The following is a 26069-nucleotide window of genomic DNA, read 5'->3' on the forward strand; positions in this document are numbered from 1 at the left end:
TTTTTTATCCTTCTACCTCTATTAAAACATAGCTGACTCTCTCAGGCTTCTATTTTTCGATAACGATTCAACAAATCAACCATAAATCGGTCGGGATTTCCTCCGCTATTTTCGATAATTTCGAGTTGCGTCCCGTTTTCCATGAAGATAATCCTGTCGGCAACTTCAGCGGCTACGTCCATCATATGGGTGGAAAACAGGATCGTCGTTCCGGTTTGTTTGATTTTTTTCAATAAGTCGATAAAAACATTAATCCAATATGGGTCAAGCCCGTTTGTTGGTTCATCGAGAATCATCAGAGCCGGCTGTGCCAGCCATGCCTGCCCGAATAAAAGCCGCTGCCGCATTCCTTTTGACAGATGCTTGAGGCGTTCGTTTTGCTTTGTTTCCAGGCCAAGGGTTCCAATGACCTCTTGAATGCGCTTTGCCGGAACGTTCCGAAACCGGCCGTAAAACGTTAGAAACTCGGCTACTGTCAGCATTTCCTGCGCGAAAAATTCATCGGGCATATAGCCGATGGCGGAGATATAGTTTTTTCGGTCGGTATGCAGGTCGACCCCGGTAAGTTTGACAGTGCCGGAGCTTGGTGCCGAGATGCCGGCAACAATATCGAGCAGCGTGCTTTTTCCGGCGCCATTCCCACCGCATAGGGCGATGCACTCGCCTGGCCTTGCTGATAAGGAAAACGGCTGCAACGCGGTTTTCTTTTTAAAGGCTTTTGATATACCGTTGATTTCAAGTGTCAATTCGCCCGCCTCCTCATTAAGGAAAATAGCGGAATCACGGATACCGCTCCAAAATAAATCGGGAGGTAAATCAACAGAACAAGCCATCCCGTTCCCGATTGGAATAATCCAACGATAGAATCATAGGACTGGCCAAAAATTGAACCGCTGTCCCACTGGACAATAAAAAAAATGCGCAAAAATTCTGCAGGATTGACAATCATCGCCACTTTCATCAATGGCTCAATCATTGGATAAGGTACAAGCCCCAAAATAGTAATTAACGCGGTCGGCCAAATCATAATCAGGAGAAACCAGACGGCAACCGAGACGGTGAATGCCTGCCACCGCGTGTTGACAATGGTTCCAATCGACATGCCGAGAAACAGAAAAACGATGATTAGCATTAGGGAAAACAAGTAAATGAGCAGGAGCCAGTTTAGCCCAAGCGCGATGCCGGCGATGAGGCCAATCGCCATACTAATTCCGTAGCTAAGGGTGAACACCACCGTTTGGGCCGTAATCAGCCCGAAAAATTTGCCGAATAAGTAGGCGGGAACGCTGACCGGATAGGTGCAGAGCAGATGCCACTGCCCGTTTTCCAGTTCATTAGCAATCGAAAAAGAGCCGGTCATCAACATCAATAACGGCAGCAAATACAACAGGATATTAACGATGGTTCCCGTTGTGTTGGTAAACCCAGAGACGTTCGGGTTATTTTTTTCAAGTAGAAACAATAAGGAAAAAACGATGACCCACAGGACGAGAAAGGTATAGTAGGAACGCTGCCGAGTCATCGTTTTCCATTCGGAAAGCCATAAATTAACCATAGAAAAATTCCTTTCGAGCTGCTTAGATTCGATGTCCTGGAATTAATGCTTACTGTCGGAATCGCCCTTGTTCATATCGTGTTGGTCACTGGAACCATTCATATCCATTTCGCCGGAATTGCCATGACCTTGCATTTTTTCCTTCATCTCCTTGACCATGTCCTGATTGCGCTCCCAGGAGTGATGCTGAAGTTTTTCATAGCTTAATAGGTCACCGCTGCCATGTTCCTCAATAAAGCTTTTGGCTGCTTTTTCATCAGAAAAGGCGATGACATTGTAAGCCATCGGCGTTTTGATTGGCTTGTCGTAGACGAATGAGGCCTTTTCAAGCTCAAGCCATTCCTTGGAATCATAATCTTTGACGTAGGAGTTAGCGACCTCCTTGCCCTCGTTTTCTCCCATCCATTTGTACATGCAGCCGATGTCGTCAAACAGCAGTGCCTTTCCGTTTTCAAGAATGACTTCTGTAGCGAACCCGTCATCCTTCACGGCCATATGGCAAACCTCGCATTTATCGCTCTGTTCGTTGATCGCCACCGGCTTGATTTCCTTTTTGCCGCAGCCGGCGATGAGAATAATAGAGATGATTGTAAATAGTAATAGGCGTAGTTTCATAATTGTTTCCTCCCGAAAAAAATGATTAATAGACTGGTTGAAATCATGACGAAGCTCAAGGCCCCGGTAAGGTCTGATGGCTGCGATTCGAGTGGCTCGTGGGTGGATTGCTCCATTTGCGGCGCCACATCGGTCACGACCATCCCCGCAGGGCTTTTTAGCATTTTTTGCAGCAGAATCAGTCCCGGATGCTGAAAAAATAGCTGGTACTCTGGTGTTTCCTTAATAAGTGTTAAAAAGTAGGGATCGGCTTGGTACGGCAGATTGCTTTTTCCATCACCATCGGTATCCAGCTTAAGGGCAGAATCCCAATAGTTGTGGCGGATTTGATTGGTGCCGCCACCCATGCCGCCGATGGCTTGAAAATGGTTGACATTTCCGATAAAGGCATTGTCCTCGATTGCATTTTCCGCCGTTTTCATGATTTGCGCGCCTACAAAGTTTGCCGTTATTTTGTTGCTAGTAATCTCGTTCGCCGTGGAATTTTCAATAAACAGTCCCACCCTGTTTTCGGAAATCAAGTTATCGCGGATTGTCGAGTCATGAACATCGAAAAGAAGCATTCCTTGGGCGTTTACGCTTTCATTATTTCCATAGAATTTGTTATTTTCGATCGTGGACCCGCTCGTTTCCATCACCATCGCTCCGGTCACATTGCGGGTGGAGGTATTCTTTTTAATCGTGGCATGATCGGAAAACATCACGTGAATTCCATACCGTGACTCCTTAATGTGATTTCCCAGCAGCGTATTATTATGGCTGTTTTCGAGGTAGAATCCGTCTTGGACTCGAACGATTGTGATCGTTTCAAAGGCATTCTGATGGGATTCCCATAGCTCGATGCCATTCTCTATGCCTTGACCGGATATTTCGATATTTTTAAAACTGGAGTTTACGGCACTTTCCAACTTGATGCCGATGCTTGCCGAATTGATGACCAGGTCCTTCAGGTGATGATTCCTACCGTTGACAGTCACCGCTGCCGGAATTTGTCGGCATCCGATGACACTTATGCCCTTCAGTGTGACATTTTTCCCGGTAATAGTAATCGCGGGTTGATCAGAGCATGCTTTGATGAAGGTGCCTTTCTCGCCGATCAGGGTAATCGGTTTCTTTAAAATCAGTGGTTCTTCATAAGTTCCGGCCTTGAGTGTCAATGTCCCTCCCTCGGGTGTCGCGTTTATCAAAGCCTGTAGCGAGGTTTCTGCTTCTACGGCAGCCCCCTTTCCTCCGAAAATGGTCAGTATCCCCGCCAATAAAAGCAGATTCATAATAGTCTTCATGGAACTGATGTCCTTCCTATAGGCACCAATGATACTTAGTGCATGGGAAATTTAATATAACAACCTATAACTTAATCCAATTTGGATACTTTTCCTATGACTCAACCGGGCTATTTTTCCATTCGGATTTGAACAGTTTTGGAAAGCGAGGGTAATGGCGGGTGTTGCCGGCGGACACAAAAAAGCTCCTTCTAAACTTAATTAGAAAGAGCCTAAAAAGATTGAGTTATTCCGGGTTTTTTATCATTTCTGTATTTGCAATAGTGTCAGTATCGCTTATGGTGTCAGGCACCATTATATGACTTCGCACGGTAAGAACCATGTCAGCGATGAAATAGAGTCCGACTGCCGGCCATGTCCATGACCATAGTTGCTCAACTACCCCATAGGTGGCACCTACTGCTGGATGGACCCATTTTAGGACGATGAATGACAATACGCCCCAGCATAGGGAAAAGGGCAGGCAAATGTGGCCGTGAAGCTGCATCGGGGTGTCGGAGTAGTCCCAATATTGGCGGTGAAACAGTTTTTGGAGCATGGCACCGCTCACATATTCGATGAGTGTTGGGATAATGAAACAAAGAAGAAGCACCAACGCCCAATGTGTTTCCGGTGTGATCAAGTACACCAGTATGATTGGAGCAAAGCCGTACATCGGTTTAAACGGTCCGTATAAAAAATTGTCTTTGATGAATTTGCCTTTGGTTAAAAAGTTGTAGCTGTTTTCCAACAGCCAGCCCAGAAAGGAATACACAGTAAAATAAAACACAATCACGGCTGCTGCCTGGGTAAAAAGGACATCTGAATTTTGGTATTCAAACCCTTTTAACAAGTTAATAATCATGGCTAATCCACCTTTCATAGGTTAAAAATTCACAACTTAGTTTAGCCGGGTGACAGAAAAGTATACCAAAATAATCCTGTTTGAGATTTCGCTGAAATCGGCTGGGTTTTCGCCGAAATATGGAGTTGTTTCGCCGAATCAAGGCGTTATTTCGCTGAATTTAGACGGTATTTCGCCAAATCAAAGAGAGATTTCGCCGAACGGATTTCGGGACTGCTCTTTCAAAAAATAATCAACATCGTGTTCATTAATCTACAGGAATTTCGTATAATTTTAACAAAACTAATCGAGGTGAATCATATTGACTGAAAAAATTGCCGATAAGCGCGTGGCGCGTACGAAGCGAGTCATTCGCGACGCCCTCACTCAATTAATGGAGGAAAAAGGGTTTGAAGAAATCACAGTCCGGGATTTGACCGAGAAGGCGCAAATCAATCGGGGGACCTTCTATTTGCATTACCGCGATAAATACGATTTGCTCGAGCAAAGTGAAGAGGAGATTCTCAAAGGAATCGCAGCTATTACGGAAAACATTGACCCAGTGGATGCAATGGCCTATACCAGCAATGATGAACCCTTTCCCATCATTCTCAAACTCTTTGAATTCTTTCAAGAGCATGCCGAGTTTTTAGAGGTCATTCTGGGAGCGAATGGCAACGCATCATTCCAGGTAAAACTTAAAAGCTTCATAAAAAAAATCTTCTACAGTAAATTAGTCACCAAGCTCGATAAAGAAGGCATTCAAGTGCCAGTCGAAATCCTGCTGGCCTACCTGAGCTCGGCCCATCTTGGCGTGGTCCAGCATTGGCTTGAAACTGGAATGGAAAAGTCGCCTCGTGAAATCACGCTCATTTTAACAAAAATGACATTATTGGGCCCTGGCTATGTGGCAGGTTTAAAACCGCCTATTGAAAAATGAACATAATCCACTGTTTTGTTTATTGTAATTCACCCGGGAGCGCTCTAATATTAAATTAGAAACACTCAACACAGTGTTGATTAAGGAGGATTATCAATGAATCCAGCCATCAAGGTAGAGCAGGTGAACAAAAGCTTCAGCAAAAAGGCAGTTCTCGAAGACGTCAGCTTATCGATTGATAAAGGACAGCTTTACGGACTGATCGGGCCTTCTGGTGCCGGGAAGACGACGTTGGTCAAAATGATTGTCGGCATGGAAAAAGCAGATTCCGGGGCAATTCAAGTTCTCGATAAAAAAATGCCGAACCTCGCCATCCTTCAGGAAATTGGCTATATGGCCCAATCCGATGCCCTCTACGCAGAATTGACCGGCGAAGAGAATTTAAAGTTTTTCGCCTCGCTTTATAAATTAAATAAAGAAGATCAGAAACAGAGGATTGCTTACGCGGCAGGGTTGGTCAATCTAACCGCCGACTTAAAAAAGCGTGTTTCCGCCTACTCCGGCGGGATGAAGCGGCGCCTTTCATTGGCAATCGCCTTGATTCAGGACCCGAAAATTTTGATCTTGGATGAACCGACCGTCGGAATTGACCCCGAGTTGAAATTATCGATTTGGAATGAGCTGCTGCGGTTAAAAACGGAGGAAGAAAAGACGATTATCGTCACGACCCATGTCATGGATGAGGCGGAACGCTGCGATTATGTCGCCATGGTCCGTGATGGACGGATTATTACTAGCGGGTCCCCGGCAGCATTAAAGGAGCAATACCAGGTTACTCATTTTGATGAAGTATTTTTAAAAGCGGGGGTGAAACAGCATGAGAATTTGGGCGCTAATTAAACGAATTTGTCAGCAAATGCTGCGCGACAAACGGACGTTGGCATTAATGTTTGTCGCTCCGCTATTAATCCTGACCTTGATGTACTTTTTATTTAATGGGAATACGGTCGATCCGAAATTAGGTGTAGCAGGAATAGATGAAAGCCTTGTGAAGGTTTTGAAAAAGGCTGACATTAAGGTGGAGAAATTGGATAACGCGACGAAAACCGCAATTACAGACGAGGATCTCGATGGATTACTACTGCAGGATAATGGAAAAATGGAACTGACCCTGCAAAACGATGACCCAACCAAGGCGAAAGGGCTGCAGGCAAAGGTAAATCAGGCGGTTGCCTCCTTGACCCAAACCAATTTGATTCAAAAAAATCCCGCTCTAGCCGGGATGACGCCGCAAAAAATTGATACCAAATATGTTTATGGCGATAAGGACACGGTCTTTTTTGATGTGTTAAGCCCGATATTGGTTGGCTTTTTCGTGTTCTTCTTTGTTTTCATTATTTCGGGAATCGGCCTGCTGCGCGAACGAACGACCGGAACATTGGAGCGGTTAATGTCGACCCCGATTCGCCGGGCAGAAATTATTACTGCTTATTTAACGGGCTATGGAATCTTTGCTGTGGTGCAAACAATTATTGTCGTGCTGTATGCGATCAATGTGCTCGATATCGTGCTGGTGGGTTCAATTTTTCATGTGATTCTAATTAATTTACTGTTGGCATTGGTCGCACTTTCGTTAGGGATTCTGTTATCCTCGTTTGCATCTTCGGAATTTCAAATGATGCAATTCATTCCGATTGCCGTCATTCCGCAGGTGTTCTTTGCCGGGATTTTCCCGCTTGAGGGGATGGCCGAATGGCTTCAGGCCTTTGCTAAAGTCATCCCGATGTACTACGCGGGCGATGCTTTAAAAAGCGTCATGTATCAGGGAGCAGGATTGAGCGAAATCAGCGGTGACCTTCTCGCCCTAGGCATCTTCGCCCTTATCTTTATCGTTTTAAATATTTTTGCACTGAAGAAATATAGAACATTATAGAAAACAAAATCCAAAGGACTCAAACTCCTTTGGATTTTGTTTTTCTACCATAATAAAAAACGCTTCTGGCTAGAAGCGTCTTAAGCATTTAGAACAAATGTTCGTTTTGTGTGACAATCAAATTAAAATGGCCTATATTCGCCTTCTATATTATTAGTATAAATGATTCATAATTTTAAGTCTATATCTTTACAAATAATTAGTTTATAGTTTTTATACCGGCCGGGAAAACAGTGGAAGCACGGAACCGTTCTCTGCTCCAAGGAGGAATTAGATGCAAATTCGTTTATGGGATACTAATTTGAAGGTTCGCTTGCTTGGCGAAGGCTTGTTTAATATGTTGTTTTGGATGTACTTTCCGTTTATTACCGTGTATTTCAGCGAGGAATTAGGCAGCCGTGCGGCCGGAATACTGATGACCGTCCCGCCGATTTTTAGCCTAATCGGCAGCCTCCTTGGCGGGGCCTTGACTGATCGGTTCGGCAGGCGGCCCGTGATGCTGCTGGGCGCCTCACTGCAGACCTTGATGTTTGTTATGTTCGCAGTGTCTCCATCCCCGTGGCTGGATTACATTGCCTTTATTGGGATAGGACTTGGAGGTGCAGTCTATCGTCCGGCCAGCTCCGCGATGGTGGCCGATTTGGTTCCAGCGGAAAGCCGCCGCGAGGTTTTCGCGACCTTTATGACCGCCAATAATATTGGTGCCGTGCTTGGACCCGCACTTGGAGCGATCTTCTTCTTCCATTACCGGCAAGAGCTACTTTGGACCTGCGCATTGGTCTTGCTTATCTATTTTATCGCTATTTATTTCATTGTTCATGAAACAATGCCGCCATCTGCAAGGGAAGCGGCATCAGAAGCAAAATCAACAAAGATAACCGCTGTGTTCAAGGAACAGTGGCAAGGCTATGGGATTATTTTTCGAGATAAGATTTTCCTAATTTATATTTTGGCAGGAATTTGCTCATTGATTCCGATTATGCAGCTGGATATTTATTTGCCAGTCTACGTATTTAATCATGTCCCTGCCCAAACTTTGTTCACATGGGGGGATGCTGCCTTTACTCTGTCCAGCAAGGAGATTTTCGGCTGGCTGGTGGGGTTTAACGGCCTCTTGTTTGTCATGTTTATCCTCCCGGTTACAAAATGGTTCGGAAAATGGAAAGAGCGGAATGTGTTCATCCTGTCATCAGTGTTGTCCGGATTTGGTACATTTTTCGTCGGGCTCACTACCAATGTATGGCTGTTGTTTTTCATCACCATCATTTTCACCTTTGGAGAGATGGTCCGCTCCCCGGTCATGCAGAGCTTTATCAGCCGCTATGCCCCAGAGAATGCCAGAGGACAGTACATGGGCGCCGATAGCCTACAGTATACCATCGGGAAATTTCTGGCGCCGCTCACCGTATTCCTATCCAGCTGGGTGGCACCAATGGGCATATTCAGTATCGTTTTACTGTTTGCACTGATTAGCATCGTCCTATATATACAATTATTTAGAATCTGGATAGAACAGCCAGCAGCAACGGATTAAGCACTGCCGCGCCACGCTTAGGCCTCACTCCAATGGAGATGAGAAAAATGTATCTCCTGTGTCATCGAGATGAGATAAGAGAACAGTCCCCATCGTGTAACCCGGTATTACGCCGTTTTCATCGCAGTGCCAGAGGTAGACGCTCCCGTTTTCCATTTTACTCACGATAGCGATGTTCCCGTTGTGAGTTTCGTAGATAATAGGAATACCTACTGCCCCGGTGGCAAAGGCTCCCGTTTTGTGCCACTTGCCGTCCTGGTCCTGCCGGTAGTGAACCAGTGAAGTACCTGAACGAGTAATCAGCTCCATTCGGCCGGACTTACCTTTAACCGGAATGGAGACGGCATAATTTTTAGGATTGTCTTCATACCATGGGTATTCCCTGCTTTTATATGCTTCCGTTAGCTCCCTATTATGATAAAGGCGGATCATTTCCCTAGCAGGGTTAGCCATGTCCCTTATAACCGGATGGCATAAGTAACCTTTGTTGTTCGACAATTGATAAACCATTTCATCCAAGGTATAGTATGGGCGATAGCGAATCATCATCGCATCTGAAGGATTCGAATATTTTTTCAGCCGGAAACCCAGCTCCTTCGCCATATTAACATAGACAATTTCATCCATTCCCCAGGAAGACGTTTCAATTAAAGCTTGTTTTAGCTGCTCCTTACGTTCTGGCGCCAGTAATGCTTTGACAAGCGGCCGCGATATGACTTGGGCAACATTGAAAGTGCCGTACAATGGTTTGACCTTAAAAATTCTGCTCCAGCGTTTGACATCCTTTTGAAGTTCTTTGCCAATAGGCCACTGACTGCCTGGAATCCTGAAATCCACTCCCATGTAATCCGTATCTTTCATTTCCGCTTTTATATATTCTTCATAGCCTTTTCCGATAAATAAAGCATCAGAGTCAATATTGATAAAATAGTCATACACAATCCCCAATTCTTCCAGCCATTCCATCGTTTCCAGAAAATAAACAGCTGTATGGCCATAATGCAATTTGCGGCTTGAAGGACAGACAGGCACCCCTAGTCCTTCACAAAGTCGCCAATCATAGCCCCCGTTGTATAAGACAATCGTACTGTTTGGACAAAAATAGCGGACATTCTCCACCAGTTCCTTAATCAATTCCTTTTTTTCATGGGCAAGGATGGCAAAACATATTCCGCTCTTTGGCGCCTTCATATATTGATTTTGGCTTCTGCTTAAAATCTTAGCATTCATCCTATTAATCTCAGCGATTGGTTTCTTCCGTTCGGCAATAAGCTCACGCATTTTCTCTTTATTTCCATTCGCCCGCTTATAACGGTCAAGAAGTTTAGAATTCGAATTGCCATATGGATTGGTCCTATAGTTTGAGGCCGGGTGCCAAACGTGATAGATGGAGCCATTCACTTTAGTTGCTGGTCCGCACAGCGTCTCAACCGAAAGGGAAAATGCATCATCCTCCCCGCCCCAGCCGAGAAACCGTTCATCAAAGCCCCCGACAGCCTCAAAGTGCTCTCTCCGGATAACAATAAGCTTTCCGGCAAAGCCCTTGTACAACCAGTTTGCCTTTGTAAATTTCTTCGCATTAATTCCCATCGGCCAAGAGGGAATCGTCGTAATTAGCTGTTTCGTCTCCTCTTTTTCAATATCATAAATTTCCGTAAATGGAATCACCCAAGGCGAGTGATTCAGCTCATTAATCGCATCCACAATAAGCTCCGGACCATAAACCACATCGGCGTCGGCAATAACAAATATATCTCTTGTAGCCTTTTTAGCGGCGGTGTTAACTGCCTTGGATTTATTCACCACTGGATCGTCAATTGTACCCACGCAAAGTTCCGCCCCAGGCATGACTCGCTCATAATACTGCTTAATCCATTTAAACGCCTCTGCTCTTGGGCCATTATCTGTTTGGAAAGGAATAATGATTGACACATTTTCTAACATAACCTCTCCTCACCTTTCCTGATTAGTAAAAAAACCGTATGTCGACGTTATAGGATATGTTCTCCGCTATGGCTGGCAACGGCAAGTATCCATGGGGGACAAAAAATGACCAAGGTCCCTAAACCAGTTAAGCCGACAACTTGTGGCCATTCCAAAAAATTGTCTGCTAGTGAACTTGTCCCTTTCAAATCAAGGCCTGCCTGCATTTTATAAAGTACAGCATTTTGCGAAAGCCGAATGCTAAGTCTTTCCGACAGGGAGGGAATCCATGGTGAAACTAGGTATTATGTGCGGCATCCCCCTAAGCGGGAAATCAAAATATGCAAAGGGTTTACAAAGTCAAGGCTGGGTGCGCGTGTCGCTTGATGACCTAAGACTGGCAGTACATGGCCAAATTTATAAAGCAGAGGCCGAGCCCAAGGTGTGGGAAACCGCCGAACTGATGGTGCGGACGCTGTTAAAAAGCGGCCACTCTGTTATTGTGGATACCACAAACCGTTCAAGAGAACGCCGCAGGAGATGGAGGCGGGTGGCCAAAGAGTTTGGCCTTACATTGGAAATTTACCAGGTGCATACTCATTATGAAACTTGCAAAGCACGGAACAAGACCTTGAAGCGGCTGTCCCAAGATATGTTAAAGAAAATTCACCAGGAGTTTGAAGGACCGACGGCCGATGAAGGGGCGATTATCCATGTGACTTTATAAGGCAATTGGGAGGTGTGAAAGGCGAGTGAAAAAATATATTTGTTTTGATGTTGGCGGGACAAACGTGAAGCACGGGATTTTACAGGAGGATGGAACAATTATTTCAAAAAGCAGTTATCCAACTCCGACTGACAATCTCGAACAATTTTTAACTAAAATGACAGAAACCATTATGTCATACTTAAAAAATCACCAAGTGTCGGGAATCGCTGTCAGCCTGCCAGGATTTATCAATCCCTATACAGGTTTTTCCGAACAAGCCGGTGCGGTTACAGCTTTAAAAAATCAGAATTTAAAGAGTTTGCTAGAGGCTAGAGTGCCACTGAGGGTGGAAATTGAGAATGACGGAAATTGTGCGGCCATCGCGGAAAAAATCAGCGGCAATGCCAAAGGGTGTGATGATGTTATTTGTGTAACGATCGGTACCGGTATCGGTGGCGGAATTTTTGTCAACGGCAAGTTTTTACGCGGCCATCGCTTCCGGACAGGCGAATTCGGCTTTATGATTACACAGGCGAATGAACATGATTATGGTGATAACTGGCATGCAACAGCCTCCACTACCGCATTAATCAGCGCCTATAAAAAACTCAAAGGTGGAGATAGCCAAACAAACGGGGAGGCTGTTTTTTTGCATGCAGCCCGAAGCAAATCAGTAAAACAACTCATCGACAGTTGGACTAGGAATATCAGCTACGGCATTTTCAACCTTGCGGCCACATTAAATCCGGAAAAAATCTTAATCGGCGGTGGGGTTTCCTCCCAAGACAATTTGCTGCCCGCGATTCAAAGACATTTGGACGAGCTTCCGTGGTGGAAGGACTTAAAGGTTCCCATCGAAAGATGCAAACACCAAAACGATGCAGGAATGCTCGGGGCGATGTATCATTTCATCAAAAAACAACAGTAACCCCGAAAAAAATGGTGCCAAGCTAGTACTGGCGCCGTTTTTTATTCAAATCGACCAATCACAGGAATAACTGCTCTTTTTTTAGGAAAAATACTCTAGAAAAACAACAAGCCCGATAAGTAAATGTTCATAATAAGGAACCAGCTGCTAGAATTTTTTCAAACACAGTCCTGGACCTGTAAAGGAGTTGTTTTCGATTTTCAAGAACAAATGGAATGGGGTTATTGTAACAACCTTAAAAGGAATCTCTCAAGTTATGTTAATTGAAAATGCGGTCTCAGGCTTTATGATCTTGGCAGCGATCACGATTGCATCGTATTCGTTGGGAATCGTCGCCTTTTTATCCAGCTTGATTGGAACCTTAATCGGTAAAATAGGTGGTGCAAATGACGAAAGCATTAATCAAGGTTTATTTGGGTATAATTCGGTACTGGCGGGAATGGCTCTTTCCTTGTTTTTAACAGGAAACAATCGATGGCTGATAGCCTTGGCGGCAGCGGCCATCGCAGCTTTTGTTACCGCTGCCATGATGCATTTTATGCGTCAGACCAACATCCCTATTCTTACCTTTCCCTATATTATACTTACCTGGTTTTTACTGTTGACGACTTACCGATTCGTCTCCCTAAACATTAGTCCCACACTTAAGCCACAATCATTATCTAATTGGACGCTCGATATTGAAGGAGAAATAAATTGGGTTGATGGCATCGCGAATGGTATAGGGCAAATTTTCTTCCTTGATTATACTCCCTCGAGCGTTTTATTTTTTATTGCGCTTTTTTGGGCAGGCTGGAGAATGGGACTTTATGCGATCGTTGGAAATGTTGCTGCTTTATTAACAGCATACGGTCTTGGCGGTGAATATTCCTTAATCTTTGCCGGGTTGTACGGGTATAATGCCATTTTAGCCATTCTTGCAGTATCGGCAGTATTCAAAGGTAACTCTCGATATGGTCTATTAACCGGAATTATTGCTGCGTGTTTAACCGTCCCAATTACAGCAAGCATTGATACGTGGCTTATGCCATTAGGACTTCCGCCACTTACTATGCCATTTGTGCTTTCTAGTTGGATTTTTTTAGCAGCAAGAAAGATTATGCCTCAAATTTGAAAAAATGGCTGCCTCTACAAAATTGAGACAGCCATTTGTTTATTCCCCTGCATCATCACTCATCATATTCATAACCTTGGATTCAATGGCATCAACATGTTCCTCTTCCAGCGATTGTTTTGGGTGTGGATGATACCAATGCACCTTATCTCCATGAATCATCCCTTTATATTCGTTGCCTTGCACATTTAATGAAAAATGCCGACGTTCTCTGGCAGTGCCTTCAAACACAGGATTTATTTCAAAATCTTCAAACATATATTCCCTCCTTTCAGTTGTCAAAAGAAGTTTCTCCAATTAAATAAGCAAATATGCGGTGATTATAACCAAAGACTAAATAAACCGTCATTCACACCAAGATTATACATATAATAAAATCCGAAAATGGTACTTAACGCACCCGTTGTTAAAATCAATGCTTTGCTCGTAATCATCCGTTTCATGCTTAATATAAACGGAATTCCAATAATCGTTGTGAAAATTAACATCCCGGCGACGGTTCCTACTCCAAATATTAGAATATACAGAGCTCCCTGCCAAACGGACTGAACCGTGCTCATGGTCAGAAGCACCATGGCTCCGCTGCCGGCAATCCCATGGACAAACCCGATGATAAGGGACTTATAATATGTAACCTTCCTCCTGCCAGGTGGTAACTCTTCATGTGCATGATGATGGGGTTGATGTTTCTGTTTTTTTCTAATGGATAACATGGCAGCGATTCCTAGGTAAACCAGCATAATTCCGACAAAAAATTCTAACGTGAGCGACCACTTTTCCGAAATATCATTTTTCATTAAAATCAGGATAATCCCCACAACAAATAGTGTGGCCGTATGACCGATTCCCCAAAAAACCCCTGCAAGAGATGCCTGCCATAATTTTTTGCTTTGACTTGCAATTGTGGATACCGCAATCATATGGTCCGGTTCCAACGCATGCCTAATTCCTAAAATAAAACCTAAGGCCAAAACTGACAACATCGTTACATCCATGTTTCATCCTCCCTGTAAATCTATATCTATATAAATACCCGGCAACCAGGATACATTGCCGGGTTATGCCTAATATTTCCTAAGTGAATTTGGTTTCATTTGATACCATTCATGGCTAATCTTACAGTGAATTTGCGAAAAAATTCTTTCAATATCCTGAGTGGAATGGGCAAAAACTCGGACTGTGAATCCAGGCACGGATAGCAGGGACAGTCCAAATCTATATTCAAATGTATTCTGATCAAGTAGGCAATATAACTCATCAAGAAAGGCATTATTTATTTTTTCGTCTATTACAATCATGGAACCTAAATGAGAGTAACCTTCCATGAACCCTAATCCTTCAAGATTTTGAATCGCAGGTTTTAGCTTTAAATGATCATAAACAACCAATTCACCATCCATGTAAATTTCATTTAATACTTGAACTGTCTTATAACTAAACCGTTCGCCTTCCGGTGACCATCCAGGAGTAATGATATCCGAATAAAGCAAGGTAGCACTCCGGTCCATTTGTATTACATTTTTTTGTTTGTAATGGGCATTTTGATAGGCAATCAAAGGGTCAGGAAAATACTCAAGATAACTTCCGGCATGTAAGCAAATCTCTGATTCTTGGTAGGCATATTGCCTCGGGGTCTTATAAACCTTTGTAGCTCCCTGGGTTGTAAGAGTCAATTGGGCATTCTCCTCAAGGCATATCTTCATTTGATAACGATCCCCGTCCAAATAGCCGCCTCCGGGATTCAATAAATAGTAACAAGCCCTTCCGGAATTATCATGGTAAATAGGGCGCATTACTTTAAATGCGCCCTGAAAATATACGTTTTTTGCGACTGTCTTTCCTTGTCTGTTTTCTGCATTTAAATGTAAAACGCCTGTCCATTCCCCCATATTATGCCAACCCTTTTAATAACGCATTCTCTTTCAGCCAATCAATCACATGATCGAGTCCGGATTCGTCTTTTAAGTTAGTGAATGTAAACGGCTTGTCCCCGCGAAACACTTTTGTGTCAGACTCCATGACTTCAAGGCTTGCTCCAACATGCGGCGCCAAATCGGTTTTATTAATGATAAATAAATCCGACTTGATCATCCCTTGGCCGCCTTTTCGCGGAATTTTTTCCCCTTGGGCCACATCAATTATGTAAATTGAAAAATCAACTAGCTCGGGACTGAAGGTAGCTGCGAGATTATCCCCACCGCTTTCCACAAAAATTAATTCTACATCCGGATGTTTTTCCTTTAGCTCATTGATTGCTGCAAAATTCATCGAAGCATCTTCACGAATGGCGGTATGCGGGCATCCCCCGGTTTCCACACCTATAATCCTTTCGGCAGGAAGGACACCGTTTTGCATTAAAAATTTTGCATCTTCTTTTGTATAGATATCGTTTGTTACTACCGCCATACTAATTTCATCATGTAAACGCCTTGTCAGTTTTTCCACTAACATCGTTTTTCCAGCTCCTACTGGACCGCCAACACCGATTTTAATTGGTTCCATAGAAAAAACACGTCCTTTCTAATTTGCTGATTGCACATAAATTTAACAACGCTTGATGAACTGTACTAATAGATTCGGGAATCGGCAGGGCTTCATTAAGACATAAAAATTCTAATATTTACGCGCTCGTGTCTCATTTGTGACAGCTCAATCCCGGGCGAGACAATGCCAAAGTCCTCCTCGCCCAAGTTGCTGATGGCCTCAACTGCCTCCATCAAATCAGTTTGCACATCGCGTATCAATTTCTGTCCCGCCGTTTGCCCCAACGGAATACCTCTTACTGCATTTTGAACAATGCTAGATACGACAGAGTATAGGTAAAATAGAATGGATGTGGAGTTGGGCACTCCAAGATAATGAGCAACCATCGTAAAAACGATAGCTGGATGTCCAAATGATTGTTTTGCCTCTATTCGCTTTCTGTAACCAGAAAGAACCGGTATCCTATATAAGGACTGAACCAAATGTAACATCCGTTCCCCCATTCTCATGGCACCCTCTCTCGTTTCTCGAGGCAGGTTTTGCATGGTCAACAAACGGTCCAGTTTCCATACTTTTTGAAGGTCGTCCTCTTCCAGTGCCTGATACACAAGATGGCATGCCAAGCCATCCGAATAAATGAGCTGCTCATCAATATAAACCCGAAGCCATTCTGAAAAGGTATCGATGTTATGCACCGTATTGTCTTGAATATAGCTTTCAAGGCCATATGAATGGCTAAACGCACCTGTTGGAAAATTTGAATCACAAAGCTGAAATAGTGCCAGGATTTTTTCATCCATGACTATGACCTATATGACGAAAAGCCTGCTTTACTTTTCGATTTTCCCGATTATAGGGAATTTCCAGCTCTTGCAACAGTTCCTCCACAAGATAATCATATTGAACCATCATCATTTCATCCTCGAATTGAGCAGGAAGGTGCCTGTTTCCTAACTGATGGGCAATTGTCCCCATTTCTTTGATCGTGCGTGGAGTAATGACCAATAAATCATCCGCAAGCACATCAATGACAATCATATTTTTTTCATCCATATACAGGACATCGCCTGCAACAAGGTCACGCGGCTCTTTTAAGCGAATGCCGATTTCCCGACCGTGGTCAGTGGTGACCCGCTGAATCCGTTTTACTAAATGGTCACTTTCAAGGTAAACTCTTTCAACATGGCGCTTAAAGATTTCTTCTTTTTCCATGTCTTCTATATTTGTTTCAATTCTTTCAATTAGCATACCTATTCACCTCAAAATAGAAAATAACGCTGAGCCATCGGCACTTTTTTAGATGGTGAGCTTGTAATAATCTCCCCATTGACTTTAACCTCATATGTTTGCGGGTCGACCGATAGTTCAGGGGTTTCTGAGTTCAATTTCATGTCTTTTTTGGTTAGTTTTCTGATACCGTGGACGGGCAGAATGATTTTTCCCAATCCCAGTTTTTCATGCACTTTCCCTTCATAGGCTGCCTGTGAAATGAAGGTAATCGAACTTTTGGACAGCGCTTTGCCAATTGTCGCATACATCGGTCGATTGACAATCGGCTGCGGCGTTGGAATCGAGGCATTTGCATCTCCCATCATGCCATAGACAACCAATCCGCTTTTTAGGACCAATTCCGGTTTCACACCAAAAAACGCCGGATTCCACAACACAAGGTCGGCTATTTTTCCAACCTCAATCGAACCTACGTAGTCGGAAATTCCATGAGTAATCGCCGGATTTATCGTATATTTTGCAATGTACCGCTTGGCCCGATTATTATCAGAAAGCTTGCTGTCCCCTTGTAAGGAACCCCTTTCTTGCTTCATTTTATCCGCTACCTGCCATGTCCGTGTAATCACCTCACCGATACGGCCCATTGCCTGGGCATCTGAACTGGTCATACTAAAGATCCCCATATCCTGCAGGACATCCTCTGCGGCAATCGTTTCCTTGCGAATCCGTGAATCTGCGAAGGCAATATCCTCTGGTACAGATGGGTTCAAATGGTGGCAAACCATCAGCATATCCAAATGCTCATCGACCGTATTAACGGTATACGGCAGCGTTGGATTCGTCGAGGATGGAAGGACATTCATAAAGCTGGCAGACTTAATAAGGTCAGGTGCATGACCGCCGCCTGCTCCTTCGGTATGATACATGTGAATAACACGGTCTTTAATCGCTGCCATCGTATTTTCAACAAACCCAGCTTCATTTAGGGTATCGGCATGAAGCGCAACCTGTACGTCATATTCGTCTGCTACCCTTAATGCATAGTCTATAGCGGAAGGAGTTGCTCCCCAGTCTTCATGAACTTTGAGACCGATGGCGCCAGCCCTAATTTGTTCGGCTAAAGGTTCTTCTGTAGCTGCCTGTCCTTTGCCGGTTAAGCCGACATTTATTGGCAGTCCCTCCACTGCTTCAAGCATTCGGTGGATATTCCATTCTCCGGGTGTAACCGTGGTCGCTCTGGAACCGGCAGTGGCACCTGTTCCACCGCCAATTAGAGTGGTAAGGCCTGAGGTTAAGGCAACATCGACCTGTGCCGGGTTGATAAAATGAACATGCGTATCAATACCGCCAGCTGTGACAATCATCCCTTCACCAGCAATGATTTCCGTCGAAGCACCAATGATAATATCCACCCCATCCATCACCAAGGGATTTCCCGCTTTACCGATTCCGGAGATTTTCCCGTCACGAATTGCAAGATCCGCCTTGTAGATTCCGGTGTAATCTAAAATCACGGCATTGGTAATCACACAATCAGGAATCCCGTCACCACGGGTTACGAGCGGATGTTGGCCCATTCCATCGCGAATGACTTTACCGCCGCCAAATACTACTTCCTCACCATAGGTCGTATAGTCTTTTTCAATTTGAATCATCAAGTCCGTATCCGCCAGCCGGATGGAATCTCCTGTAGTCGGACCAAACATCTGGGCATACTGCTTCCGCGGCATTTCAAAGCTCATTTGATACGCCCTCCTTCAATTGAGCCATCGGTTTTGTTGTTAAAGCCGTAAACTTTGCGTTCTCCCGCGTATGGAACCAATTCCACTTCTTTTTCATCGCCCGGTTCAAAGCGGACTGCAGCACCGGCCGGAATATTTAACCTTTTGCCAAAGGCTTCTTCCCTGGTAAATTGCAAGGATTCATTCACTTCGAAGAAATGATAATGCGACCCTACTTGAACCGGTCGGTCTCCTGTATTCGTCACCCTCATTTTGAATACGTCTCTTCCTTGATTACAAATAATCGGCTCTTCCTGTAAAAATAATTGTCCTGGTTCCCATTCCATTGTGTATCCCTCCAGCAGTTAACGAATTGGATCGTGCACAGTTACTAGTTTTGTTCCATCCGGGAAGGTGGCTTCTACTTGAATATCATCGATGATATCTGCAATCCCTTCCATTACATCCTCGCGTGTTAAGATGGTGGCGCCATATTCCATCAGCTCCGCTACAGTTCTTCCATCTCGGGCACCTTCTAAAACCTCATAGGTTATGAGTGCTACTGCTTCTGGATAATTTAATTTCAATCCTCTCTCTTTTCTTCTTTTGGCCAGGTCGGCCGCCACTACAATCATGAGCTTGTCGATTTCTCGAGGTACCAGTAACATTACCCATCCTCCTTTTGTCGTTTTTTGTAAAAATTTCCACCCTACAATATAATTCTCTATATTATTGGAAATTAAACACATTTAAATTTCTTTATAAAATAAAAAAAACGGGAATTTTTCCCGCCATCGTTTTAAGTTCAAAATAATGAATAGAACAGCTTTAAGTGTTCCTTTTATAGGCTAACAAAAAAAGCATGTAGACTAATCCAAAATTAGATTAATCTACATGCTTTTTAGTTTTTAATTACATTGCATTAAAGCTTACCGCAAGTTTTGCTCCGACTACGGCATTGTTTTTCACTAAAGCGATGTTTGCTTCCAAGCTTTTTCCTTCTGTCAGGTCTTTCACCTTACCAAGCATGAACGGCGTTACATCTTTACCGGCAATATGGCGTTCTGCCGCTTCTTTCAATGCAGACTCAATGATGTTATTAATAAATTGCTCATCCATTGCGTGCTCTTCAGGAATCGGGTTGGCAATGACGGCGCCGCCTTTTATGCCAAGATCCCATTTTACTTTCAATGTGGAGGCGATTTCCTCCACATCGTCAGCGCGCAGGTTCAATGCGAATTCGCTTGTCCGTGTAAAGAAAGCTGGAAGGACATCAGTTTGGTAGCCGATAACCGGCACGCCTTTTGTTTCAAGATATTCCATCGTTAAGCCTAAGTCGAGGATGGATTTCGCGCCCGCACAAATGACGGCTACGTTTGTTTGCCCTAGTTCTTCCAGGTCCGCTGAAATATCCATAGTGGTTTCGGCCCCGCGGTGAACCCCGCCAATACCGCCGGTCACGAAGATATGAATATCAGCCAACTCGGCGCAAATCATCGTTGCGGCAACAGTTGTGGCACCCAGCTTTTTCGTAGCAAGTAAATAAGCTAAATCACGTCGGGAAGCTTTCGCCACATCTGGGCTTTTTCCGAACATTTCCAACTCTTCATCTGATAGGCCAATCTTGATTTTTCCATCAATAATTGCAATTGTTGCCGGAACCGCGCCATTATCACGGATAATTTGTTCCACTTCACGGGCGGTCTGAACGTTTTGTGGATAAGGCATTCCGTGAGAGATAATCGTTGACTCAAGAGCCACGATTGGTTTCCCCTGTTCCTTGGCGGTACGCACTTCTTCTGATAAGGTAATATATTGTTTCATGATCCTTCCTCCACATCTTTAAGTAGTTGTTCTGCGGATAAATCCTGTCGGACAGTATATGGTGATTGCAGTGTTTTCGATGCATTGATATTTCCGGCCCTGGCGATTTCAATTAACGGTTTCCCCTCAAGCCAGGAGTAGATAACCGCGGAGGAGAACGCATCTCCAGCCCCGGTTACATCCAGGATTTCCTTTGTTTCAACTGAAGGAATATGAAATATTCCCTCTTCCTTGTTGCCAATCATCGATCCCTTTTTTCCATTGGTAATAATCACATTGGCAACCCCATTTGACAGCCATTTTTCTACAGCATTCTTCCAATCATCATCATTTCTGATTTCAGTATGGAAGTAGGTTTCCGATTCATCCCGGTTCGTGATCAGCCATGTTACGCCATTTAAATCATCCGGTAGACGGCTCATCTTTGGTGATGAAACGGGGATAATGGCAATTGGAATATCATGATTTTTAGCAAAATGACATAAGAATTGAACGGTTTCCTTTGGACAGTTTAAGTCGACCATAATGCATTTGGCGCGGCTCAACAACCCTTCGTGTTTTAATAACAGGTCAGGTGTGATGGCATCATAGATGTCCATATCCGCTAACGCAATAACCAAATCGCCCTCGGAGTCTAAAACCGCAGTGTAGGATCCGGTTGATTTTTCAGGGAATTGAATCACGGTTTCCAAGTTCATATAAAGACCTGATGTATCTTCAATGATGGACCAATCCTTATCCGCCCCACTTGCTGAGATGAGTGATACCTTCAGTCCGAGACGTCCGAGGTTTTCGGCAATATTCCGGGCCACCCCGCCAGCATTTTGTGTCACGTAAATCGGATTGGAGGTACCTAATTGAACTTTGTCTTTGATATGAAATTTCCGGTCTATATTGGCCCCGCCTATACAGATCACTTGTTGAGCCTCATTCAGAATGTAAGCTCGCCCGAGAATATTTCCTTTTTTCATTAAGCCAGATATCATGTTGGCAATTGTAGGCCGGGATAGTCCTAATATTTCCGCCAGCTCCTGTTGAGAAACATATGGATTCTTTCGTATTAAATCAAGAATCAATTGCTCCTTCTCGCTCATCCTTTCAGGCAACTAACTCACCTCATAACCTTATACATTTGTCATCCAAATTATTTTGGATTAAAGGCCGATAATTCGTCACGGGTTTCCGGAACCTTTACATCGCCTGATTTAATTTTGTCTGTCCATTCCTGGACTAATGATTCAATTTCAGCTTTGTTTGCTGCTTTCTCGTTAATTGCAGCCAAGCCAACACCGTCTTCAGCTAAACCAAATAATGTAACCTTTCCGCCAGGGAATTTGCCATCTTTCGTTAGTGTTGCCAAGTCCTTAACCGCTACATCCACTCGTTTCAGAGCCGATGTCAGAACAACATCCGCACCCATATCCGCTTGGTCACGGTCTACACCAATCGCCCAAAAATCTTTGCCTGGATCTTTAGCTTTACGGTCGTTGGCTTCTTTAAACAGACCGACACCAGTGGCACCTGCGGCATGGAAAATCACGTCCGCGCCTGAAGAATACATTTTCGAAGCGATGGCTTGGCCAACCTCAGCCTTGTCAAAAGCACCTGCAAATTGTACATCGACTTTTACATCTGGATTTACAGCCTTAACTCCAGCCAAGAAACCAGTTTGGAAACGTTCAATTACAGGAACATCCATCCCGCCAATAAAACCAACATGGTTCGTTTTAGTTGTTTTAGCTGCGGCGATTCCCGCTAGGAATCCTGCCTCATGCTCTTTGAATAGAATGCTCGCTACGTTTGGCTGGTCTACTTCAGCGTCAACGATAGAGAATTTTGCATCTTTTTGCTGCTTTGCGATTTCCTCCACAGCAGATGGCATTAAGAACCCAATCGCATAAACTAAGTCAAACCCTTCGCGGACAAGTCTATTCAGGTTTGTGGTATAATCGGCATCCGATTTCGATGCAAGGTAGTCATAACCGCCCTTACCTTTTTCCAAACCATTTTCTTTACCGAAATTTTGCAGGCCCTCCCAAGAAGATTGGTTGAATGATTTATCATCTACACCGCCGACGTCAGTTACCATGGCTACTGAGAAATTGTCCTCTCCGCCTTTATTTCCAGCTTTGTCATTGTTGTCATTACCTTTTCCGCACGCACCCAAAAGTGTTCCTGCAGCCAAAATAAGAGATAATGCAATTCCTGCTTTCCGCTTAATCATTTTTTTGCCTCCTCATGATGTTGGTTTTAAACTTTTGTTTACCTTATAAACTTTCGTTTGTATTATATACCTAACAAACTGGTTGGTCAACCTTTTTTGCAAAGCAAAAACATCCAAACCCTACCTAAAAAGTGAGCTGTTAAGATTATCTTGAACTAATTATTGGCATCTATTCCTTCACTTTTTCTGCTTATAATAAAAACAAGCCCGGCAAAAGTGCCGGGCTTGTTGAAAAATTATCCTGTCTTTTTATCAAACTTTTTCTGGTCCTGAACGAACAGGATGCCAAGTTCATGGTGGTCACCTTCGAACAATGCCCGCTGGACAAAGCGGATTTCACCGTTTGTGTCGAGGACGTCGAGCTTGCAATGAGCCCGATTTTTTTGCAGTGCCTCATAGAATGTGGTTTCATCCTGCACCTGCTGACCGTTTACTTTGGCGATAATTTCTCCGACCTTAAGTCCCATTTTCTCGGCCGGTGTCTCCGGGATAATCCCGATAATCATCAAACCTTGATTCTTTTTTGAAAAATAAACTGGTTTGTTTTCATCCTTCATATACGCCATCAGCGAGATGAATTCGCGGCCGATGACAGCCAGCGCCACTGTCAAAATCGAACTGAGCGGATACCAGTAACCGGCGATGGATAGCAATAAAATGAACACACCCAGCCCAATAACCTGGCGGCCGTGAACTTGGATCGCCTCGCGCGGCAGCATTCCTTTAATCTGCTGGCTAAAGCCCATGGCAAATGGCACGAGAATAAGCGAATATTCCTTGGCTCCGATCTGAAATACTGGCCACCAATCGAAAGTAGATGGAATCGCCTCGCCCGGAATTAGCAGGAACATGGGCAGCAGCCATAGCCGCTTTACCTCATGGATGCCAATGCTTTGCCCTCGTTTGCTCTTTGTTAGTTTAGGCGAAGTTCCCTTACTGCCATTTTTTAAAATGAAAATTCCTTCGGTAATGAGCAGAAGTCCCAACACAATGACAATTGATGGATAGATTTGTGTTTTTAATGTCCCAAACGCATTTTCAAAAAACGGAAACGGCCAGCTGTTTTTGGCGAGCATTACGATAGCAAAAAACGCGGCCCCGACCGTGTAGGCCGGAGACATCCAGCGGACGTTGGCTGTTAACGACCATAACAGTGTAAAAGCCGCAATCAGCAATACTGCTGCGAACGGGATTACAATTCCTGCTCCTACGACTATGACTGAAAGGACTGCCCCGATTAAAAGCCCCAGAGGAAATAGCTGCCGTAGTTCGAAATAGGCATCCTCTGCCCGGACATGGAAATTTTTCCGCTCACGTTTTACCCTCATGACTCCCAATATTCCAGCCAGGAAAACGAGATAGTATAAAACAGGATGTAAAAATAACTTGCCTGTCCCTTTAAGAAGCTCCACAAGCCATATTTGTACCAACTCCTGTCACCTGCCTCTTGTAAAATTTATCGTAGATTAAAAGTCTCTTAACCTTTATTTTACCAAATTACCGGGGCAAAACATATTGCTAGATATTAAAAATTATATTTCAAAGGAGCGGGGATAGGATTTTATGATTAAAGGGTCGACTATTTCCGTGGAAATTCTTTTTCATTACCCATAATAAGACAAAAAAGCAGCAAACCTTTCTAGGTTTACTGCTTAATATATTTTATTTTCCAATCAACCGCAGTGCCATTTGAAGTTGAGCATCGTTTTTCTCTTTTTTTATTTCTTTAATGGCGGCGTCCTCGAGCTTAGCTGCGGTTTTCGCATCGACTTTTCCGGTGACAGCCAGGTCGTTATTTTCCTGGAACGCTTTCACAGCGGTGGTGGTTTCTGAACTGAAATAGCCATCAGTCCGGCCTGGAGCCAGCCCCAGTCCATCGAGAATTTCCTGTGCGTTTTTCACCTGCTCGTTGTTCATGTCCTCCACGAGTGGTTTGTCGATTTGCAGCGGGTGTGTGGTGAAGATATTTGGCTGCTTGACTTCTACATCCGGCTTAATACCCTTTTTGTGAATCCAGTTTCCGTCTGGCGTCAGCCATTTGAACAGTGTCAGCTTAATATTGCTGCCGTCCTCCATTGGCACTGCCTGCTGGACGGTGCCCTTACCGAAGGTCGTTTCTCCGATTACCTTGTAACCAGTCGCTTCCTGCAGTGCCCCTGCCAAAATCTCCGAAGCTGAAGCGCTCCCCTTATTGGTGAGAACAACGACTGGGTATGGCTTTTTCTCGGTTAATGTTGAGAAATATCGCCGCTTTTCACCATTTCGCTGCTGAATTTGCACAAACGGCTTATCCTTCGGCACAAATTCCTTTAAGATTTCCTCAACGCTCGATAGCAGACCGCCCGGATTACCGCGCACATCAATGATTAGCCCTTTGATCTTGTCATTCTCCAAAGCCTTCAATTCCTTTTTAAAATCAACCGCGGTATTTTCGGAAAAGGACGTCACCTCAAGGTATCCGATTCTTTTGCCGTCATACTGCTTGATATCGGAATGGACAGTTTCTAGCGGAATTTCGTCGCGCTTCACTTCAAACGTCAATGGTTCCTTCAGGCCTTTGCGGGCAATTTCAATCTTGACAGTCGTGCCCTTTTTGCCGCGAATTTTGGAGGTGGCTTTGTTAAGGTCAAGCCCCTCGACACTCTTTCCATCGACTTTCAAAATTTGGTCGTGCGGCTTGAGACCCGCTTTTTCAGCCGGGGAATTTTTGAACGGGGATACGATGACGATCTTTCCATCCTCCATCCCTACTTCAGCCCCGATTCCTTCAAAGGAGGATTCCAAAGTCTGCGTGAATTGTTGAGTTGTTTCCTTGTCCATGTAAACCGAATAAGGATCCTTTAGGACGGAAAGCATGCCTTGAATTGCACCCTCGACCAGCTTTTCCTGTTCGACTTTTTCTACATAGCGGCTGAGGATCAGTTCATAGGCCTGCTCGACTTTTTCAAGGTCGTCCGTTTCGGTTTGGGTAGTGGCTGTTTCTGTTTTGGCTGGCTTTATCGCTTGCTCAAGCTCGGAGTTTGTTTGATCCTTTTGAAAAAATTGCATTCCGGCATAGGTGCCGCCTGCCCCTGTCAGCAGTGACCCCGCCATTAATAGGGCCATCCATTTTCGATTCATTACGTCGTCCTCCTGTTAACCTGCCTGTTTTAACTATTTTGCAAACAGGCAGCGATTTCCTGCCCGAATATTAACTTATATGACGGGAATGGACGAGTTATGAGTCGTTTTCGGGGGGAATGTTGTTGGGATGGGGGGAGGTTAGGGTGTTGAGGAAATTCATAACACA

At 44.2% G+C, this 26069-nt stretch carries 27 protein-coding genes; 7 read left to right on the forward strand and 20 right to left on the reverse strand.

Annotated features, from left to right (window positions below):
* Nucleotides 1-41 precede the first annotated feature (41 nt).
* The 5 genes from AR334_RS18440 to AR334_RS18460 all read right to left on the reverse strand — a co-directional run bounded on the left by AR334_RS18440 (nt 42) and on the right by AR334_RS18460 (nt 4297).
* Entirely contained in the window at nt 42-746 is a 705-nt protein-coding gene (locus tag AR334_RS18440; RefSeq protein WP_066314843.1) for an ABC transporter ATP-binding protein, read from the reverse strand.
* On the reverse strand, nt 743-1555 hold the full coding sequence (locus tag AR334_RS18445; RefSeq protein ID WP_066314847.1) for an ABC transporter permease: 813 nt from the start codon (nt 1553-1555) through the stop codon (nt 743-745). The genes AR334_RS18440 and AR334_RS18445 overlap by 4 nt, the downstream gene beginning before the upstream one ends.
* A gap of 42 nt (nt 1556-1597) precedes the next feature.
* On the reverse strand, nt 1598-2170 hold the full coding sequence (locus AR334_RS18450; RefSeq protein ID WP_066314855.1) for a nitrous oxide reductase accessory protein NosL: 573 nt from the start codon (nt 2168-2170) through the stop codon (nt 1598-1600).
* Nucleotides 2167-3453 (reverse strand): nitrous oxide reductase family maturation protein NosD, encoded by a 1287-nt coding sequence (locus AR334_RS18455; RefSeq protein WP_066314870.1) that lies wholly within the window; start codon nt 3451-3453, stop codon nt 2167-2169. Before AR334_RS18455 ends, AR334_RS18450 begins: the two co-directional genes overlap by 4 nt.
* 226 nt (nt 3454-3679) lie before the next feature.
* A complete protein-coding gene (locus AR334_RS18460) occupies nt 3680-4297 on the reverse strand; it encodes a putative ABC transporter permease (protein ID WP_066314879.1) in 618 nt (205 codons plus the stop codon).
* 301 nt (nt 4298-4598) lie between these two features.
* On the opposite strand from AR334_RS18460, the gene AR334_RS18465 reads away from it, so the two are divergent.
* The 4 genes from AR334_RS18465 to AR334_RS18480 all read left to right on the forward strand — a co-directional run bounded on the left by AR334_RS18465 (nt 4599) and on the right by AR334_RS18480 (nt 8623).
* The gene (locus tag AR334_RS18465) at nt 4599-5216 is read left to right on the forward strand and encodes a TetR/AcrR family transcriptional regulator (protein ID WP_066314882.1); all 618 of its coding nucleotides are present in this window, start codon (nt 4599-4601) and stop codon (nt 5214-5216) included.
* Nucleotides 5217-5312: 96 nt separating this feature from the next.
* Nucleotides 5313-6056 carry an ABC transporter ATP-binding protein gene (locus AR334_RS18470; protein ID WP_066314885.1) on the forward strand — a complete coding sequence of 248 codons (744 nt, stop codon included), beginning with the start codon at nt 5313-5315 and terminating at the stop codon, nt 6054-6056.
* Nucleotides 6034-7089, forward strand: a complete 1056-nt coding sequence (locus tag AR334_RS18475) for an ABC transporter permease (protein ID WP_066314894.1) — start codon at nt 6034-6036, stop codon at nt 7087-7089. Before AR334_RS18470 ends, AR334_RS18475 begins: the two co-directional genes overlap by 23 nt.
* A 274-nt stretch (nt 7090-7363) precedes the next feature.
* Nucleotides 7364-8623 (forward strand): MFS transporter, encoded by a 1260-nt coding sequence (locus tag AR334_RS18480; RefSeq protein WP_066314905.1) that lies wholly within the window; start codon nt 7364-7366, stop codon nt 8621-8623.
* 24 nt (nt 8624-8647) lie between these two features.
* Here AR334_RS18480 and AR334_RS18485 read toward each other — a convergent pair whose 3' ends face one another.
* On the reverse strand, nt 8648-10567 hold the full coding sequence (locus AR334_RS18485; RefSeq protein WP_066314915.1) for a glycosyltransferase family 2 protein: 1920 nt from the start codon (nt 10565-10567) through the stop codon (nt 8648-8650).
* Nucleotides 10568-10835: 268 nt separating this feature from the next.
* Here AR334_RS18485 and AR334_RS18490 point away from each other — a divergent pair, with 268 nt between their 5' ends.
* The 3 genes from AR334_RS18490 (at nt 10836) to AR334_RS18500 (ending at nt 13297) form a co-directional block, all read left to right on the forward strand.
* Nucleotides 10836-11273 carry an ATP-binding protein gene (locus AR334_RS18490; protein ID WP_066314917.1) on the forward strand — a complete coding sequence of 146 codons (438 nt, stop codon included), beginning with the start codon at nt 10836-10838 and terminating at the stop codon, nt 11271-11273.
* A 25-nt stretch (nt 11274-11298) separates the two neighbouring features.
* Entirely contained in the window at nt 11299-12183 is an 885-nt protein-coding gene (locus tag AR334_RS18495) for an ROK family protein (protein WP_066314924.1), read from the forward strand.
* A 187-nt stretch (nt 12184-12370) separates the two neighbouring features.
* The gene (locus AR334_RS18500; protein ID WP_066314928.1) at nt 12371-13297 is read left to right on the forward strand and encodes an urea transporter; all 927 of its coding nucleotides are present in this window, start codon (nt 12371-12373) and stop codon (nt 13295-13297) included.
* Nucleotides 13298-13336: 39 nt separating this feature from the next.
* Here AR334_RS18500 and AR334_RS18505 read toward each other — a convergent pair whose 3' ends face one another.
* The 14 genes from AR334_RS18505 to AR334_RS18570 all read right to left on the reverse strand — a co-directional run bounded on the left by AR334_RS18505 (nt 13337) and on the right by AR334_RS18570 (nt 25900).
* Nucleotides 13337-13555 (reverse strand): hypothetical protein, encoded by a 219-nt coding sequence (locus tag AR334_RS18505; RefSeq protein ID WP_066314935.1) that lies wholly within the window; start codon nt 13553-13555, stop codon nt 13337-13339.
* A 62-nt stretch (nt 13556-13617) separates the two neighbouring features.
* Entirely contained in the window at nt 13618-14292 is a 675-nt protein-coding gene (locus AR334_RS18510) for a sulfite exporter TauE/SafE family protein (RefSeq protein ID WP_066314942.1), read from the reverse strand.
* A gap of 69 nt (nt 14293-14361) precedes the next feature.
* Nucleotides 14362-15186 carry an urease accessory protein UreD gene (locus AR334_RS18515; RefSeq protein WP_066314948.1) on the reverse strand — a complete coding sequence of 275 codons (825 nt, stop codon included), beginning with the start codon at nt 15184-15186 and terminating at the stop codon, nt 14362-14364.
* A 1-nt stretch (nt 15187) separates the two neighbouring features.
* Nucleotides 15188-15799, reverse strand: a complete 612-nt coding sequence (ureG, locus tag AR334_RS18520; protein WP_066314954.1) for an urease accessory protein UreG — start codon at nt 15797-15799, stop codon at nt 15188-15190.
* A 95-nt stretch (nt 15800-15894) separates the two neighbouring features.
* Entirely contained in the window at nt 15895-16581 is a 687-nt protein-coding gene (locus tag AR334_RS18525) for an urease accessory protein UreF (protein ID WP_066314963.1), read from the reverse strand.
* A complete protein-coding gene (gene ureE / locus AR334_RS18530; protein ID WP_066314971.1) occupies nt 16574-17029 on the reverse strand; it encodes an urease accessory protein UreE in 456 nt (151 codons plus the stop codon). Before ureE ends, AR334_RS18525 begins: the two co-directional genes overlap by 8 nt.
* An 11-nt stretch (nt 17030-17040) precedes the next feature.
* Nucleotides 17041-18753: an urease subunit alpha gene (gene ureC / locus AR334_RS18535; protein ID WP_066314975.1), complete on the reverse strand. Its 1713-nt coding sequence runs from the start codon at nt 18751-18753 to the stop codon at nt 17041-17043.
* Nucleotides 18750-19079, reverse strand: coding sequence for an urease subunit beta (locus tag AR334_RS18540; protein WP_066314981.1), 330 nt, complete (start codon nt 19077-19079; stop codon nt 18750-18752). Before AR334_RS18540 ends, ureC begins: the two co-directional genes overlap by 4 nt.
* Nucleotides 19080-19097: 18 nt before the next feature.
* The gene (locus tag AR334_RS18545) at nt 19098-19400 is read right to left on the reverse strand and encodes an urease subunit gamma (protein ID WP_066314982.1); all 303 of its coding nucleotides are present in this window, start codon (nt 19398-19400) and stop codon (nt 19098-19100) included.
* A gap of 244 nt (nt 19401-19644) precedes the next feature.
* A complete protein-coding gene (locus tag AR334_RS18550; RefSeq protein WP_066314983.1) occupies nt 19645-20556 on the reverse strand; it encodes a pseudouridine-5'-phosphate glycosidase in 912 nt (303 codons plus the stop codon).
* Complete coding sequence (locus AR334_RS18555; RefSeq protein WP_066315388.1) at nt 20553-21650, reverse strand: carbohydrate kinase; 1098 nt, start codon at nt 21648-21650, stop codon at nt 20553-20555. The genes AR334_RS18550 and AR334_RS18555 overlap by 4 nt, the downstream gene beginning before the upstream one ends.
* 50 nt (nt 21651-21700) lie before the next feature.
* Nucleotides 21701-22780, reverse strand: coding sequence for a BMP family protein (locus tag AR334_RS18560; RefSeq protein ID WP_066314989.1), 1080 nt, complete (start codon nt 22778-22780; stop codon nt 21701-21703).
* A gap of 236 nt (nt 22781-23016) precedes the next feature.
* Nucleotides 23017-24210, reverse strand: coding sequence for a PDZ domain-containing protein (locus AR334_RS18565; RefSeq protein ID WP_066314991.1), 1194 nt, complete (start codon nt 24208-24210; stop codon nt 23017-23019).
* 232 nt (nt 24211-24442) lie between these two features.
* Nucleotides 24443-25900, reverse strand: coding sequence for a S41 family peptidase (locus AR334_RS18570; RefSeq protein ID WP_066314993.1), 1458 nt, complete (start codon nt 25898-25900; stop codon nt 24443-24445).
* Nucleotides 25901-26069 lie beyond the last annotated feature (169 nt).

The organism is Bacillus sp. FJAT-29814, from assembly GCF_001510715.1.
Lineage (GTDB): Bacteria > Bacillota > Bacilli > Bacillales > Cytobacillaceae > Neobacillus.

Bases quoted from the DNA above. Each gene is read 5' to 3' on its own strand.
- AR334_RS18560 (WP_066314989.1), bottom strand. From the start codon at position 22,780: ATGATTAAGCGGAAAGCAGGAATTGCATTATCTCTTATTTTGGCTGCA.
- AR334_RS18450 (WP_066314855.1), bottom strand. From the start codon at position 2,170: ATGAAACTACGCCTATTACTATTTACAATCATCTCTATTATTCTCATC.
- AR334_RS18550 (WP_066314983.1), bottom strand. From the start codon at position 20,556: ATGAAACAATATATTACCTTATCAGAAGAAGTGCGTACCGCCAAGGAA.
- AR334_RS18555 (WP_066315388.1), bottom strand. From the start codon at position 21,650: ATGAGCGAGAAGGAGCAATTGATTCTTGATTTAATACGAAAGAATCCA.
- AR334_RS18515 (WP_066314948.1), bottom strand. From the start codon at position 15,186: ATGGGGGAATGGACAGGCGTTTTACATTTAAATGCAGAAAACAGACAA.
- AR334_RS18470 (WP_066314885.1), top strand. From the start codon at position 5,313: ATGAATCCAGCCATCAAGGTAGAGCAGGTGAACAAAAGCTTCAGCAAA.
- AR334_RS18570 (WP_066314993.1), bottom strand. From the start codon at position 25,900: ATGAATCGAAAATGGATGGCCCTATTAATGGCGGGGTCACTGCTGACA.
- ureC (WP_066314975.1), bottom strand. From the start codon at position 18,753: ATGAGCTTTGAAATGCCGCGGAAGCAGTATGCCCAGATGTTTGGTCCG.
- AR334_RS18490 (WP_066314917.1), top strand. From the start codon at position 10,836: ATGGTGAAACTAGGTATTATGTGCGGCATCCCCCTAAGCGGGAAATCA.
- AR334_RS18475 (WP_066314894.1), top strand. From the start codon at position 6,034: ATGAGAATTTGGGCGCTAATTAAACGAATTTGTCAGCAAATGCTGCGC.
- AR334_RS18510 (WP_066314942.1), bottom strand. From the start codon at position 14,292: ATGGATGTAACGATGTTGTCAGTTTTGGCCTTAGGTTTTATTTTAGGA.
- AR334_RS18540 (WP_066314981.1), bottom strand. From the start codon at position 19,079: ATGGAATGGGAACCAGGACAATTATTTTTACAGGAAGAGCCGATTATT.
- AR334_RS18445 (WP_066314847.1), bottom strand. From the start codon at position 1,555: ATGGTTAATTTATGGCTTTCCGAATGGAAAACGATGACTCGGCAGCGT.
- AR334_RS18545 (WP_066314982.1), bottom strand. From the start codon at position 19,400: ATGTTACTGGTACCTCGAGAAATCGACAAGCTCATGATTGTAGTGGCG.
- AR334_RS18460 (WP_066314879.1), bottom strand. From the start codon at position 4,297: ATGATTATTAACTTGTTAAAAGGGTTTGAATACCAAAATTCAGATGTC.
- ureE (WP_066314971.1), bottom strand. From the start codon at position 17,029: ATGCTAATTGAAAGAATTGAAACAAATATAGAAGACATGGAAAAAGAA.
- ureG (WP_066314954.1), bottom strand. From the start codon at position 15,799: ATGGAACCAATTAAAATCGGTGTTGGCGGTCCAGTAGGAGCTGGAAAA.
- AR334_RS18480 (WP_066314905.1), top strand. From the start codon at position 7,364: ATGCAAATTCGTTTATGGGATACTAATTTGAAGGTTCGCTTGCTTGGC.
- AR334_RS18485 (WP_066314915.1), bottom strand. From the start codon at position 10,567: ATGTTAGAAAATGTGTCAATCATTATTCCTTTCCAAACAGATAATGGC.
- AR334_RS18455 (WP_066314870.1), bottom strand. From the start codon at position 3,453: ATGAAGACTATTATGAATCTGCTTTTATTGGCGGGGATACTGACCATT.
- AR334_RS18505 (WP_066314935.1), bottom strand. From the start codon at position 13,555: ATGTTTGAAGATTTTGAAATAAATCCTGTGTTTGAAGGCACTGCCAGA.
- AR334_RS18525 (WP_066314963.1), bottom strand. From the start codon at position 16,581: ATGGATGAAAAAATCCTGGCACTATTTCAGCTTTGTGATTCAAATTTT.